The sequence below is a fragment of the Sphingomonas jinjuensis genome (assembly GCF_014197105.1).
Taxonomy (GTDB): Bacteria; Pseudomonadota; Alphaproteobacteria; order Sphingomonadales; family Sphingomonadaceae; genus Sphingomonas; species Sphingomonas jinjuensis.
Genome location: NZ_JACIEV010000001.1, coordinates 410,113 through 423,153 on the forward strand (window position 1 = coordinate 410,113; position 13,041 = coordinate 423,153).

Here is a 13,041-nt window from a genome sequence, read left to right on the forward strand (position 1 = left end):
GTCGTTCACCCCGCGCGCAGCCCGGCGATGTTGCGCGCATAGCCGTCGGGCCCGTCCTTGAAGACCGAGGTGCCCGCGACCAGCGCATCCGCCCCCGCCTCGATACAGCGGCGCGCGGTGTCGTGGTCGACGCCGCCGTCGACCTCCAGGTCGATGTCCCGACCGCTCGCGTCGATCATCTTGCGGATCGCGGCGATCTTCTTGAGCTGGTTGTCGATGAACTTCTGCCCGCCGAACCCCGGGTTGACACTCATCACCAGCACCAGGTCGGCCAGCTCGAGCAGATAGTCGAGCGACTTGGCCGGCGTGCCCGGGCACAGCACCACGCCCGCGCGCTTGCCGAGCGACTTGATGTGCTGAAGGCTGCGATGGATGTGCGGCCCCGCCTCGACATGGACGGAGATGGTGTCGGCGCCCGCCTCGGCAAAGGCATCGAGGTAACGGTCGACCGGCGCGATCATCAGATGGACGTCGAACGGCTTGGTCGTCAGCGGCCGGATCGCCTTGATGATCGGCGGACCGAAGCTGATGTTGGGGACGAAATGTCCGTCCATCACGTCGATGTGGATCCAGTCGGCACCCGCCTGGTCGATCGCCTGCACCTCCGCGCCGAGACGCGCGAAATCGGCGGAGAGGATCGAAGGGGCGATACGGACCGGCTGCATGGCGGCGTCTTAACCATGCGTGGGCCTATTATCTATCCCTCGAACAACTCTATCCCCAGATCAATTCCACTCTTTACCGTTCGTGCTGAGGCTGTCGACGCACGAACGGGTAGCGCTCAGGCCCGCAGCAGCCGGACGATGAAGAAGCCGTCGCACCCGCCCTGGTCCGCCAGCATCCCCGGCAGCGTCCTGACCCAGCCCTCCTCGGTCGCGTCGATGCCGGCCGGCAATTCGCCCGCGGTCGGCGGTATGACCGAGAATTCGGGTCGCGCGCTCAGGAACGACGCCATCTGCGCCTCGCCCTCCGCGCGCTCCAGGCTACACGTCGCATAGACCAGCGTCCCGCCCGGCTTCACCCAGTCCGCCGCCCGCGCCAGCAGCCGCGCCTGGAACGCCGCCATATCCGCGACGATGCGCGGATGGACGCGGTGGAGCACGTCGGGATGGCGGCGGAAGATGCCCGTGGCGCTGCACGGCGCGTCGATCAGCACCGCATCGGCGGGTTCGGCCGGCGCCCAGGCCATGACGTCCTCGACCACCACCTCGGCCTTCAGCCGGGTGCGGAACAGGTTCTCGCGCAGCCGCTTCACCCGCGACGCCGAACTGTCGAGCGCGGTCACCTGCCACCCCGCGGCGGCGAGCTGAAGCGTCTTGCCCCCCGGCGCGGCGCACAGGTCGATCACGCGGCCGGCGCCCGCGCCGATCAGCCGGGCGGGGATCGTCGCCGCGACGTCCTGCACCCACCAGGCGCCATCGGCATAGCCCGGCATCTCGGGCACCGGCGCGTGATCACCGAGCCGCAGCTGCCCCGGCGCCAGGCTCTCGCCGCCCAGCGTTTCGCGCCACTGCTCGGTCGCACTCGCGTCGGCGAGCGACAGGTCGAGCGGCGGCGGCGCGGCGATCGCGCGGCGCGCCGCCTCGACCATGCCCTCGCCCCATTGCGCCTCCCACCGCGCCTCGACCTCCGGCGGCAGCGCCGGATGTTCGGGCAGCAGCAGACCCGAGCGCATCACCGCCGAGAACACGCCGTGGACCAGCTTACGCGGCCCCCCGTCGACCAGCGGCAGCACCGTCGCGATCGCGGCATGCTGCGGCGTGCCCAGCACCAGCGCCTGGACCAGCGCGATGCGCAGCGCGTTGCGGGCCTTCGCATCCTCGGGCAGCGGCCGTTCGGTCGCCTGGTCGATCAGCGCGTCGAGATCGGGCAGCCGTCGCAGCGTCTCCGCGGCGATCGCGTGCGCCAGCCCGCGGTCGGGGCCGTGGATCGCCCGCGCCGCGGCGGCGAGCGCCGCTTCCAATGGTTCGCCCCGGCGTAGTACCGCGTCGAGCAGGCGCAGCGCGGCGCGGCGGGTGGCGGTGCCGAGTGGTTCGACGGGCTGACGGGGCTGGCGCTGGGGCTTCACTTGTATGCACTCCTGGCGCCGCCATCTAGGCAGCGTCGATCATTGGAAAGGAACGCGCATGGGCAAGCGCCCGCCCCACGTCAAACCGCCCGCGCATCTGTCGAAGAGCCCGCCGGTCCCGACCCCCGAGCCGCTGGTCCGCCCGGCGACCGATCCGCTGGGCAAGGATCCGGTGCGCTACGGCGACTGGGAGCTGAAGGGAATCGCGATCGATTTTTGAAGTCTGGTCCCGACACCAGCCAAAAAAGCCGTCATCCCGAGCTTGTCTCAGGATCTCCCGCGGCTTTTTTCCCTTCCTCACCAGGAGATGCTGAAACAAGTTCAGCATGACGGGGCGTGTGGGGGCAGGGGCATGGAGAGGCGACGTCGCGGCAGGCCTAAACCCCTTCCTCCCGCAACGGCCGCGCCAGCAGGGCGCCGATGACCTCGCCGACCGGCTCGCCGCGCAGCAACCGGCCGACCGCTTCGCTCACCGGCATGTCGACGCCCGCCTCGCGCGCCGCCTCCGCCAGCACCGGCGCGGTGAACGCGCCCTCCGCTACCGTGCGCCGATCCGCCATCAGGTCCGCCGCCGCCTCGCCGCGCCCCAACCCGACGCCGAGCGAGAAATTGCGCGACGCGGTCGACGAACAGGTCAGCACCAGGTCGCCCAGCCCCGACAGTCCCGCCAGCGTTTCCGCCCGCGCGCCCCGCGCCAGCCCGAACCGAGTCATTTCGGCAAAGCCGCGCGCGATCAGCGCTGCGCGCGCATTCTGCCCCAGCCCCGCACCGTCGACGACACCGCAGGCGATGGCGAGGACGTTCTTCACCGCGCCACCGATCTCCGCGCCGACGACGTCGCTCGACGCATAGGGGCGGAACGCGGGCGAGGCGAGCCGCTCGCTCAACGCAGCGCGCAGGCCCTCGTCCTCGCACGCCAGCGTCACCGCGGTCGGCAGCCCGCGCGCGACCTCATGCGCGAAGGTCGGGCCGGACAGCACCGCGATCGGCGCATCGGGGCATATTTCGCGCGCGACCTCGCCGACCAGCATCCTCGTCCCCGCCTCGATCCCCTTGGCGCACAGCACCAGCGGCGTGGACCCGATCGGCGCCGCCGCCAGCACGGAGCGGACATGCTGCGCCGGCGCCACCACCAGGATCGCGTCGACCGTGCCCAGCTCGTCCAGATCGCCGGTCGCGCGGATCGTCGGGGATAGCGGAATGTCCTTCAGGAACAGCGGGTTCTGATGCCCGGCGTTGATCGCCTCGACCACCTCGCCCTCGCGCGCCCAGAGCAGCACGTCGCGCCCGCCGCTCGCCGCGACCTGCGCCAGCGCGGTGCCCCAGGCGCCGCCGCCGATCACCCCGATCCTCATGCCTTCACCCCCGCACCCCGAGCGGGCGCCGCATTCGGGTCGAGCGACCACCTTGCCCGCGCCGGCGTGTCGAGCGGGTCGGTCAGCCCGGCGGCAAACCGCTCCGCCCCAGCCCAGCCGATCATCGCCGCATTGTCGGTACACAGCCACAGCGGCGGGGCGACGAAGCGCAGGCCGTGCTCGCTCGCCAGCGCCTGCAGCGCCGACCGCACCGCGCCGTTCGCGGCGACGCCGCCGGCGACGACCAGCGCGGTCGGCCTCGCCTCTATGCCGACCAGCGCCTTGCGCGTGCGATCGAGCAGGCAATCGACGACCGCCGCTTGGAACGAAGCGGCGATATCCTCCGCGCCATGCTGGCCCACCGCCCGCGCCACCGCGCTCTTCAGGCCTGCGAACGAGAAATGCGGCTCGGCAGCGCCCTTCAGCGGCCGCGGCAGCGGCACCGCGCGGGGATCCCCCAGCGCCGCCGCCCGCTCGACCGCCGGACCGCCGGGAAAGCCCAGGCCGAGCAGCTTGGCGGTCTTGTCGAACGCCTCGCCCGCGGCATCGTCGATCGTCGTCGCCAGCCGGCGATAGCGGCCGACATTCTCCACAAGCAGCAGCTGGCAATGCCCGCCCGACACCAGCAGCAACAGATAGGGAAAGTCGAGGTCGGGATCGGCGAGCCTCGGGCTGAGCGCGTGCCCTTCCAGATGGTTGACCGCGACCAGCGGCTTGCCCGCCGCATGCGCCAGCGCCTTGCCGGTGACGAGCCCGACCATCACCCCGCCGATCAGCCCCGGCCCGGCGGTGGCGGCGACCGCATCGACGTCGTGGAGAGTGACGCCGGCGTCGCTGAACGCCGCCTCTATCAACGGCTCCAGCGCCTCGACATGCGCGCGTGCCGCGATCTCGGGCACGACCCCGCCATAAGGCGCATGCGCCGCCTCCTGCCCCGCCAGCCGGTGCGCCAGCACGCGCCTGTCGCCGGTCACGAGCGCGGCGGCGGTTTCGTCGCAGGAGGATTCGAGGCCAAGGATCAACATCCGCCCTTTGTAGGGACGTCGACGGGGCGGCGCAAAGAAGACTGGTTGTCGCGCGAAGGCGCGAAGACGCGAAGAGGGAGTGGATTGGTTCACGCGGAGGCGCGGAGACGCGGAGGTTGGCGTAGAGCTTTGCCGCGGAGCGGCTTTCTCCGTCTCAGGCCGTTATCTGCCGCTTCGCGGCGAGCAAGGTCGTGCGGCATCCACTTCCTCTGCGCCTCCGGGCCTCCGGGCCTCCGCGCGAACAGACCCTCTTCGCGTCTTCGCGCCTTCGCGCGAACTCAAAACCCAAAACCTTGCCCCGTCCGCCCCGCTAAGCCAAAGCGCGCACCATGATCCGTTTCCGCCTCGGCACCCGCGGCTCCCCCCTGGCGCTCACCCAGGCCGCGATGGTGCGCGCCGCGCTCGCCGCCGCGCACGGCTGGGCGGAGGACGAGATCGAGACCGTCGTCATCCGCACCACCGGCGACCGGGTGCAGGATCGCCCGCTCGCCGAAATCGGCGGCAAGGCGTTGTGGACCAAGGAACTCGACCGCGCGCTGCTCGCGAACGAGATCGACGCCTGCGTCCATTCGATGAAGGACGTCGAGACCGTCCGTCCCGCCGAGATCGCGATCGCCGCGATGCTGCCGCGCGCCGACGTGCGCGACCGGCTGATCGGGGCCACCTCGATCGAGACGCTGCCGCACGGTGCGACCGTCGGCACCAGCTCGCCGCGCCGTCGCGCGCAACTGCTCCGCCACCGCCCCGACCTCGCGATCGTCATGCTCCGCGGCAACGTCGACACCCGCCTCGCCAAGCTGGCGAGCGGCGAGGTGGATGCGACATTGCTGGCCGCGGCTGGGCTCGACCGGCTCGGCCGCGACGCGGGTCATGCCGTGCCGACCGAGGCGATGCTGCCCGCCCCGGCGCAGGGCGCGATCGGGATCGAAGCGCGCGCCGACGATGTCCAGGTGCTCGCCGCCCTCGCCGCGATCGACGATGCGCCGACCAGCCGCTGCGTCCTCGCCGAGCGCGCGCTGCTCGCCGCACTCAAGGCGGATTGCCACTCGCCCGTCGCCGCGCTTGCCGGCCTTGCCGGCGAGATGCTGACGCTCCGCGCCGAACTCATCAGCGAGGACGGCAGCGCCCATGTCGAGGGCAGCGGCGAGGGGATCGACGGCACCTGCGTCGGCCAGGAACTTGCCGCCGACCTGCTAACCCACGCGCCCGAGTCGGTGCGGCGATTGTTCGGCGGGTGAGCCTTCGCTTCGCCGTGCTCAGGCCGGAGCCCGGCAACGCCGCCACCGCCGCGCGCCTCGCCCGCCATGACGTGCTCCGCCTGCCGCTGTTCGTCGTCGGCCCGCTGGACTGGACACGGCCGCCACTCGGCGACGTCGATGCGCTTCTCGTCACCAGCGCCAATGCCGTGCGCCACGGCGGTGACGCCATGGCGTCGCTTCGCCATCTGCCGGTGATCGCAGTGGGTGCCGCGACCGCGCGTGCCGCCGAGGCTGCGGGCTTCGCGATCGCGGCCGTGGGCACGGGCGATGCGCGCGCGGCGCTGACGCTGGCAGCAGGCCGCCGCCTGCTTCACCTCACCGGCCGCGACCATGTCGCGCTGCCCGGCGTCCCCGCGCTTGCCGTCTATGCCGCCGATCCGGTCGAGCCGCCGCCGGCGGCGCTCGCCGACCTCGCCGGCCGTACCGCGCTGCTCCATTCGCCCCGCGCCGCCCGGCGGCTCGCCGAACTGGTCGGCGACGCCCGCCAAGCCATTGCCATCGCAGCGCTGGGTCCCGCCGTCGCCCAGGCGGCAGGCGCCGGATGGCGCGATGTCGTCGTCGCCGCCCAGCCGAGCGACATCGCGCTCGTCACGTGCGCGATTGACCGCGCCCGCGGCGGCGGAGATAACGACCGCCATGACTGATCGAGCGCCCTCCGCGCCCCGCACGCGCGGCCATCGCACCGCGCTCGTCGTCACCCTGATCCTGATCGCCTTCGCCGCGGGGCTGGTGCTGATGGGGATCGCGGTCCGCCGCGTCCATTGGCTCCAGCCCGACGACTCGGCCGCGACCCGCCCGGTCACGTCGAGCACCGCCAACCAGTTCACCCCCGCCGCGCCGCTCGACGCCAATGGCGAGCCCAACAGCGATCCCGCCGTTCTCGCGACGCGCGAGGCGGCGCTGGCGGCGCAGCTAACCGCGCTCGAGGCGCGCACGGCGGCGGTCAGTGCCGATGCCGCCGCGGCCAGCAACCAGGCCGGCCGCGCCGAAGCCGTGCTGGTCCTCGCCGCCGCTCGCCGCGCGATCGATCGGGGCCAGCCGCTCGGCTATCTCGAAGAGCAGCTGCGCCAGCGCTTCGGCACGCTTCAGCCGCGCGCAGTCAACTATCTGATCCAGGCGGCGCATCATGCGGTGACGCTGGAGGATCTGCGCCAAGGCCTCGATGCCATTGCGCCCGAGATCGCCGGCCCCGCCGACGACGGCTGGTTCTCGGGGCTGCGGCGCGAGATGTCGACGCTGATCGTCCTGCACAAGGCCGGCACCCCCTCGCCGCTCCCCGCCGACCGGCTCGACCGCATCCGCCGCCTGCTCGACGCCGGTCAGGTCCAGGCGGCCCGCGCCGAGGTGCAGCGGCTGCCGGGGGTCGACGACGCCGCCAACTGGATGACCGCCGCCGAACGCTACATCCTCGCTCGCCGCGCGCTCGACATCCTCGACAATACCGCGCTGTCGATGCCGGTCACGCCGGCGTCGGGCTCGACCACTACCACGACGATCCAGCCGACGTCCTGATCGCGCGTCCGGGTCCCCGGGGGGTTTGTCCCCGTCGCCATTCCGCCGTAAGCGAGCCGCCGTGAAAATCGTCTCCTGGAATATCAATTCGGTCCGCTTCCGGATCGCGATCGTCGACCAGTTCCTGCGCGAGGTCGCGCCCGACATCCTGTGCCTCCAGGAAACCAAGGTTATCGACGCCGATTTCCCCAAGGATGCGTTTCGCGCGCTCGGCTATGACCATGTCATCATCCACGGCCAGCGGATGCACCATGGCGTCGCGATCATCAGCCGGGTGCCGCTGGTCGAGGACGACCGGCTCGACTGGCAGGCCAATCGCGAGGCGCGCCACGTCGGCGTCCGCCTGCCCAACGGCGTGCGGCTCGAGAACGTCTACATCCCCGCAGGCGGCGACGTTCCCGATCGCGAGGTGAACCCCAAGTTCGGCCAGAAGCTCGACTTTCTCGAGCGGATGACCCGCTGGTCCGAGTCGCTCGATGGCCCGACAATCCTGACCGGCGACTTCAACGTCGCGCCGCTCGAATCGGACGTATGGAGCCATAAAGCGCTGCTCGACGTCGTCAGCCACACGCCGATCGAGGTCGAGGCGCTCGCCCGGCTGCAGGCCGCGAACGACTGGGTCGACCTCGGCCGTCACTTCATCCCCGCGCCCGAGCGGCTCTACACCTGGTGGAGCTATCGCGCGAAGGACTGGGCGGCATCCGATCGCGGTCGCCGGCTCGACCATATGTGGGCGACGCGCGACGTTGCGGCGCAGGCGACCGGGCACCAGGTATTCGAGCCGTGCCGCAGCTGGCTGAAGCCGTCCGACCACGTACCGATCATGACCGAGTTCGCCTTTTGACCGACCCGCGTGCCGCCGCCCGCGCCATCGATGCGCTGCGCCGCGGCTGGCCGGTCGCGATCGACGGCGTCGCCTTGCTGGCGATCGAGACGGCTGATGCCGGGCGGCTGAAGGCCTTCGACCGGACGGAACAGGCAGCGGTGCTGATTTCGTCGGGCCGCGCCGCGACGCTCAAGCTCGCCAACCAGATCGAGGCCGCCGACCCCGACCAGCCAGTGCTCGTCGACAGGGCGCCGTGGCTCGACTTCGCCGCCGCCACCGCGCTCGCCGATCCCAGCCTCGACCTCGCGACCCCGTTGAAGGGCCCGTACCGCACGCTGCCGCTGGCGGATCCCGCGCCTGCCGCCGCAGCGCTCCGGCTCGCACGGATCGCCGGCCTGCTCCCCGCCTTCTTCGTCGGCGGCATCGGGGTCGAGGTCGCGATCACCGCAGTCGACATCGACTCGCATGAGGATGCGACCCGGCTTCAGCTCGCCACCCGCGCGCGCCTGCCGGTCGAGGGTGCCGAGGACGCCGAGATCGTCGCCTTCCGTTCGCCCGAAAGCGCCGACGAGCATGTCGCGCTGCTGATCGGCCAGCCCGACGGCAATCCGCCGCTCGTCCGCCTGCATTCGGAATGCCTGACCGGCGACGTCCTCGGCAGCCTGAAGTGCGATTGCGGTCCCCAGCTCACCGCCGCGATCCAGGCGATCAAGGCGAGCGGCTGGGGCATCCTGTTGTATCTGCGTCAGGAGGGCCGCGGCATCGGGCTCGTCAACAAGCTGCGCGCCTATGCGCTGCAGGACCAGGGATTCGACACCGTCGACGCCAACACGCGGCTCGGCTTCGCGGTCGACGCGCGCGATTTCGGCGTGGCGGCGCGGATGCTCGACCTGCTCGGCCAGCGCGGGGTCCGGCTGCTCACCAACAATCCGACCAAGGTCGCGGGGCTGGAGGCGGCGGGCGTCGCCGTCGTCGAGCGCGTGCCGCATTTCCTGCCGCCCAATCCGCACAACGAGCGCTATCTCGCCACCAAGCGCGACCGGACCGGGCATCAGCTGTGATCGAAGCAGTCGAGCGCAGCGCCCGGCTGGCGCTGCCCGCGCTCACCGAGGTGGAGGTGCCCGGCTGGGTGATCCGGGTCAGCGGCGGGCCGACCAAGCGGGTCAACTCTGCCAATCCCACCGTCGCCGGCGCGCGGCTGGCCGACGTTCGGGTGGCTGCCGAGCGGCTTTACGCCGAGCATGACCTTCCGGTCCGCTACCGATTGACGCCACTGGCCGAGCCCGATGCGGACTCGCTCCTCGCTGACGCTGGCCTGGCCCGCATTGACGAGTCGTGGACCATGACGATGCGCCCGGTGCCGGCGCCGATCGACCCCGCGGTGACGATCGCCGCCGCCGTCGGTTCGACGTGGATGGAGGGACTCGCCGGCGCGCTCGGCTGGTCGGCCGATCAGCGCAATGGCCATGCGGCGCTGCTGGCACACGTCGAGCGGATGGGGGTGGCGACGCTGGTCGATGGCGGCGAGCCGGTCGGCTGGGGCATCGCCGGCTTCGGCGACGGCCGCGCCTGCCTCTACGACATCGCGGTGGCGGCGGATCACCGAGGACAGGGCCTGGGCCAGCGGTTGGTCAGCGCGATCCTGGCCTGGGCGGCGGCAGAAGGCGCCGGCGAGGCCCTGCTCCAAGTGCTCGACGCCAACGAACCCGCGCGACGGCTGTATCGCGGCCTAGGGTTCGTCGATGCCTATCCGTACCATTATCGAGTCGGCGTCGCTCCAAGCCGATCCTCCCCCGCCAGGGGGAGGTGGCAGCGACGCTGACGGAGGGGGAGGTAGGCGACGCTCGATCGATGATGCTGGGCTTCCGCCCCCTCCGTCACGCCTTCGGCGTGCCACCTCCCCCTGGCGGGGGAGGATGGAGAAGGTCCGTTACCGGAGCGCCGCTCACTCCCGATAGCTCGGATCGATCCGGTCAAGCTTGCGCAGCAGCGCCGGCCACGCCAGCCGCTGCGCCAGCATGCCCATGCCCTGCGGGTTGGACTGGTGCGCCACCTTCTCCTCGACACCCTGATGCGGCTTGGTCAGGTTTTCGCGCCCGGCGCTCAGCATATGCACCTGCGCCTCGCACGCCCGCTCGAGGAAATAGAGCCGGATGAAGCACGACGCGACGCTGTCGCCGACAGTCAGCGTGCCGTGGTTGCGCAGGATCATCGCATGCTTGTCGCCGATGTCCTGGACCAGCCGCTCGCGCTCTTCCAGGTCGGTCGCGATGCCTTCATAGTCGTGATAAGCGACGTCGTGGCTGGCGATCATCGCGGTCTGGGTGTGCGGCAGCAGGCCGAATTCCATCGCCGACACCGCCTGGCCATGCGGCGTATGCAGGTGCATCACCGCCGCCGCATCCGCCCGTGCCATGTGCAGCGCCGAATGGATGGTGAAGCCCGCCGGATTGACCGGATGCCGACTCGGCCCGACCGGATCGCCCTCGACGTCGATCTTGACCAGGCTCGACGCGGTGATCTCCTCGAACATCATGTCGTAGGGATTGATGAGGAAATGATGCTCGGGCCCCGGGACCCGCGCCGACAGGTGCGTGAAGATCAGGTCGTCCCAGCCGTAATGCGCGACCAGCCGATAGGCGGCGGCGAGATCGACCCGCGCCTCCCATTCGCCGGGCGCCATCTGCGTGGCGGTGTCGACGGGGGCGAGCGTTGCCATCGGGTCTCTCCAGTTGCTGTTTGCGACTGGTGTACGCCGGTTCGGTGGCAGGCTCAATCGGGGCCCTGCTTCCAATGCCTCGCCCCACAACCGTCATCCTGAGCTCGTCTCAGGACCTCATTGAGGGGACGCCCACCCTTACCGGGAGATGCTGAACCAAGTTCAGCATGACGGTCGTAGGATTTGGAAAAGAAGTGGGGAGCTTCTGTTGCCCGGTGCTCCCCGTACCGCTGGAATCCCCTTCTGTTGCCCGGTGGGGTCCGACCGCGCTATTTTGGAGTAACCTTAGGCCGTGAGGCCCTCAGTTACGCCGCAATCGCGAGTGCTTCGTTATCGTTGGCACTTGTGTAATGGGCCGTTGCGGTGGTCCCATTCCGAGCGAAAGACAGCGCTTTTCAACACACGTCGATCCTGGTTCGGCCCCATCAGCGAAGCTGAGGCGCTCGGCGCCACGCTTCACGCGTGGTGCCGCTCGCGTCAGCTCCTGTGGTGGAGCCGCCGGGTACTGCCCCCGGGTCCGCTGCATCTATTGCACGCAATCCTTTATCGCCATAGCCGACGGCGAACCGCCGGCCCGACCGATGTAGGCGCGCATATGCTTCTGCGCAATCACCGATCCGGGCCTTTCGCTCGCCACATTGGTGGCGCATAGGCGCGGACACCATGTTGACCCAGCGTTCCCGGTACGCATTGCGTGCGATGCTTTTCCTGGCCGAGCAGTCCACCGACGCCGCGCCCACCCCGATGACCCGGATCGCGGTCGAGTCGAACATTCCGCGCAAGTTTCTGGAGTTGATCCTCGCCGACCTGCGCGATGCCGGATTCCTGGTGTCGATGCGCGGCAAGATGGGCGGCTATCGCCTGGCCAAGCCGACGCACATGATTTCGATGGGCGACATCATCCGCACGATCGAAGGGCCGCTGGCGCTGGTCCCCTGCGTCAGCCGCACCGCCTATCGCCCCTGCGGCGATTGCAAGAGCGAAGCCGACTGCGCGATCCGCCACGCGATGATGCGCGTGCGTGACGAGACGGCGCGGATCCTCGACGGCACCAGCCTGGCCGACGCGACGGCCGAGGAACTGGCGGTCGCCTGAGACGTGACGCCGGCACCTACGACGTTGACGATCAGCGCGGCCGCGCTTTCAACTCGTCCCTGATCTCGCGCAGCAGCGCGACCTCGGCGCTATCCGGTGCAGGCGCTGCTTCGGGGCGATTCCGCTCGAGCCGCGTCGTCGCATGGTTCACGCTGCGCACGATCAGGAAGATGATGAAGGCGACGATGACGAAATTGACCGCCTGGGTCACGAATTCGCCATAGCCGAGCAGCGGCACGCCCGCCTTCTTGAGTGCGGCATAGTCGCTCGGCGAGCCGGTATAGGTTGAGGGGATCGGCGCCAGCGCGACGAAATAGCTCGAAAAATCGAGCCCGCCGAAGATCTTGCCGATGATCGGCATCAGCACGTCGTCGGTCAGCGACGTCACGATCTTGCCGAATGCCGCACCGATGATGACTGCCACGGCCAAGTCGAGCACGTTGCCGCGAGCGACGAACGCCTTGAATTCCTTCAACATACTGCCTCCCTCTTTGGCCCTGGCCGGCAGGCTATGCCTCACGGGGGCTTTCGCCAACCCCCATCGCTGTCCTATATGCCTAAGGCAGAGAGTTCAGGAGACCCGGTTCATGATCCGTCGTTCGCTGGTTGCCGTTCCCGTGCTGGTGGCCCTGTCCGGCTGCGGCATCAATTCGATCCCGACCGCCGAGGAGAATGCGAAGGCGCGCTGGGCCGATGTCCAGAATCAGTACCAGCGCCGCGCCGACCTGATTCCCAACCTCGTCTCGACGGTGAAGGCCGCCGGCGCGCAGGAGAAGGACATCCTCGTCCAGGTGACGCAGGCCCGCGCCGGCGCCACCCAGGCGCGCGTCTCGCCCGAGGAGCTGACCGATCCGGCCAAGGTGCAGGCCTATCAGCAGGCGCAGGCCGGGCTGACGCTGTCGCTGCAGCGGTTGCAGGAGGCCTATCCCGAGCTGAAGAGCCAGGCCAACTACACCACGCTGATGAGCCAGCTCGAGGGCACCGAGAACCGCATCACCATCGCTCGCAACGATTACAACACCGCGGTGCAGCAGTATAACACCACGATCCGCACCTTCCCGGCGGCGATCGGCGCGCGCATCTTCTACGGCGCCAAGCCGATGGTGCCGTTCGCGGCGACGACCCCGGGTGCCGAGACGGCGCCGACCGTCAATTTCGGGAACACCAACTGAAGTCGACCGC

General features: G+C 70.1%; 15 protein-coding genes and 1 other RNA gene. 9 read left to right on the forward strand and 7 right to left on the reverse strand.

Annotated features, from left to right (window positions below; all coding sequences use genetic code 11):
- Positions 1 to 5 precede the first annotated feature (5 nt).
- Together rpe and GGQ80_RS01930 are read right to left on the reverse strand one after the other, a co-directional pair.
- Positions 6 to 665: a ribulose-phosphate 3-epimerase gene (gene rpe, locus GGQ80_RS01925; RefSeq protein ID WP_183982027.1), complete on the reverse strand. Its 660-nt coding sequence runs from the start codon at positions 663 to 665 to the stop codon at positions 6 to 8.
- 116 nt (positions 666 to 781) lie between these two features.
- Positions 782 to 2,068 carry an RsmB/NOP family class I SAM-dependent RNA methyltransferase gene (locus GGQ80_RS01930; RefSeq protein ID WP_343050752.1) on the reverse strand — a complete coding sequence of 429 codons (1,287 nt, stop codon included), beginning with the start codon at positions 2,066 to 2,068 and terminating at the stop codon, positions 782 to 784.
- Positions 2,069 to 2,126: 58 nt separating this feature from the next.
- On the opposite strand from GGQ80_RS01930, the gene GGQ80_RS01935 reads away from it, so the two are divergent.
- Positions 2,127 to 2,288, forward strand: a complete 162-nt coding sequence (locus GGQ80_RS01935) for a DUF1674 domain-containing protein (RefSeq protein WP_183982028.1) — start codon at positions 2,127 to 2,129, stop codon at positions 2,286 to 2,288.
- 157 nt (positions 2,289 to 2,445) lie between these two features.
- On the opposite strand, the gene GGQ80_RS01940 is transcribed toward GGQ80_RS01935, so the two are convergent.
- Both GGQ80_RS01940 and tsaD read right to left on the reverse strand, forming a co-directional pair.
- Positions 2,446 to 3,423 carry an NAD(P)H-dependent glycerol-3-phosphate dehydrogenase gene (locus GGQ80_RS01940; RefSeq protein ID WP_183982029.1) on the reverse strand — a complete coding sequence of 326 codons (978 nt, stop codon included), beginning with the start codon at positions 3,421 to 3,423 and terminating at the stop codon, positions 2,446 to 2,448.
- The gene (tsaD, locus tag GGQ80_RS01945) at positions 3,420 to 4,448 is read right to left on the reverse strand and encodes a tRNA (adenosine(37)-N6)-threonylcarbamoyltransferase complex transferase subunit TsaD (protein WP_183982030.1); all 1,029 of its coding nucleotides are present in this window, start codon (positions 4,446 to 4,448) and stop codon (positions 3,420 to 3,422) included. Before tsaD ends, GGQ80_RS01940 begins: the two co-directional genes overlap by 4 nt.
- A gap of 329 nt (positions 4,449 to 4,777) precedes the next feature.
- On the opposite strand from tsaD, the gene hemC reads away from it, so the two are divergent.
- The 6 genes from hemC to GGQ80_RS18700 all read left to right on the forward strand — a co-directional run bounded on the left by hemC (position 4,778) and on the right by GGQ80_RS18700 (position 9,867).
- Positions 4,778 to 5,686 carry a hydroxymethylbilane synthase gene (hemC, locus tag GGQ80_RS01950; protein WP_183982031.1) on the forward strand — a complete coding sequence of 303 codons (909 nt, stop codon included), beginning with the start codon at positions 4,778 to 4,780 and terminating at the stop codon, positions 5,684 to 5,686.
- On the forward strand, positions 5,683 to 6,351 hold the full coding sequence (locus GGQ80_RS01955) for a uroporphyrinogen-III synthase (protein ID WP_183982032.1): 669 nt from the start codon (positions 5,683 to 5,685) through the stop codon (positions 6,349 to 6,351). The genes hemC and GGQ80_RS01955 overlap by 4 nt, the downstream gene beginning before the upstream one ends.
- Positions 6,344 to 7,219: a hypothetical protein gene (locus GGQ80_RS01960; protein ID WP_183982033.1), complete on the forward strand. Its 876-nt coding sequence runs from the start codon at positions 6,344 to 6,346 to the stop codon at positions 7,217 to 7,219. Before GGQ80_RS01955 ends, GGQ80_RS01960 begins: the two co-directional genes overlap by 8 nt.
- A gap of 61 nt (positions 7,220 to 7,280) precedes the next feature.
- Complete coding sequence (locus tag GGQ80_RS01965; protein ID WP_183982034.1) at positions 7,281 to 8,063, forward strand: exodeoxyribonuclease III; 783 nt, start codon at positions 7,281 to 7,283, stop codon at positions 8,061 to 8,063.
- The gene (gene ribA, locus GGQ80_RS01970) at positions 8,060 to 9,106 is read left to right on the forward strand and encodes a GTP cyclohydrolase II (RefSeq protein WP_183982035.1); all 1,047 of its coding nucleotides are present in this window, start codon (positions 8,060 to 8,062) and stop codon (positions 9,104 to 9,106) included. Before GGQ80_RS01965 ends, ribA begins: the two co-directional genes overlap by 4 nt.
- Positions 9,103 to 9,867 (forward strand): GNAT family N-acetyltransferase, encoded by a 765-nt coding sequence (locus tag GGQ80_RS18700; RefSeq protein ID WP_183982037.1) that lies wholly within the window; start codon positions 9,103 to 9,105, stop codon positions 9,865 to 9,867. The genes ribA and GGQ80_RS18700 overlap by 4 nt, the downstream gene beginning before the upstream one ends.
- A gap of 123 nt (positions 9,868 to 9,990) precedes the next feature.
- Here GGQ80_RS18700 and GGQ80_RS01980 read toward each other — a convergent pair whose 3' ends face one another.
- Both GGQ80_RS01980 and ssrA read right to left on the reverse strand, forming a co-directional pair.
- The gene (locus GGQ80_RS01980) at positions 9,991 to 10,764 is read right to left on the reverse strand and encodes a class II aldolase/adducin family protein (protein WP_183982039.1); all 774 of its coding nucleotides are present in this window, start codon (positions 10,762 to 10,764) and stop codon (positions 9,991 to 9,993) included.
- Between the two features lie 231 nt (positions 10,765 to 10,995).
- Positions 10,996 to 11,377: a transfer-messenger RNA gene (ssrA, locus tag GGQ80_RS01985) on the reverse strand.
- A gap of 86 nt (positions 11,378 to 11,463) precedes the next feature.
- Here ssrA and GGQ80_RS01990 point away from each other — a divergent pair.
- Complete coding sequence (locus tag GGQ80_RS01990) at positions 11,464 to 11,859, forward strand: RrF2 family transcriptional regulator (protein ID WP_425505998.1); 396 nt, start codon at positions 11,464 to 11,466, stop codon at positions 11,857 to 11,859.
- Positions 11,860 to 11,890: 31 nt separating this feature from the next.
- On the opposite strand, the gene mscL is transcribed toward GGQ80_RS01990, so the two are convergent.
- Positions 11,891 to 12,337: a large conductance mechanosensitive channel protein MscL gene (mscL, locus tag GGQ80_RS01995; RefSeq protein ID WP_183982043.1), complete on the reverse strand. Its 447-nt coding sequence runs from the start codon at positions 12,335 to 12,337 to the stop codon at positions 11,891 to 11,893.
- Positions 12,338 to 12,446: 109 nt separating this feature from the next.
- Between mscL and GGQ80_RS02000 the strand changes: the two genes are divergently transcribed.
- The gene (locus GGQ80_RS02000; protein ID WP_183982044.1) at positions 12,447 to 13,031 is read left to right on the forward strand and encodes a LemA family protein; all 585 of its coding nucleotides are present in this window, start codon (positions 12,447 to 12,449) and stop codon (positions 13,029 to 13,031) included.
- The last annotated feature ends 10 nt before the right edge of the window (positions 13,032 to 13,041 follow it).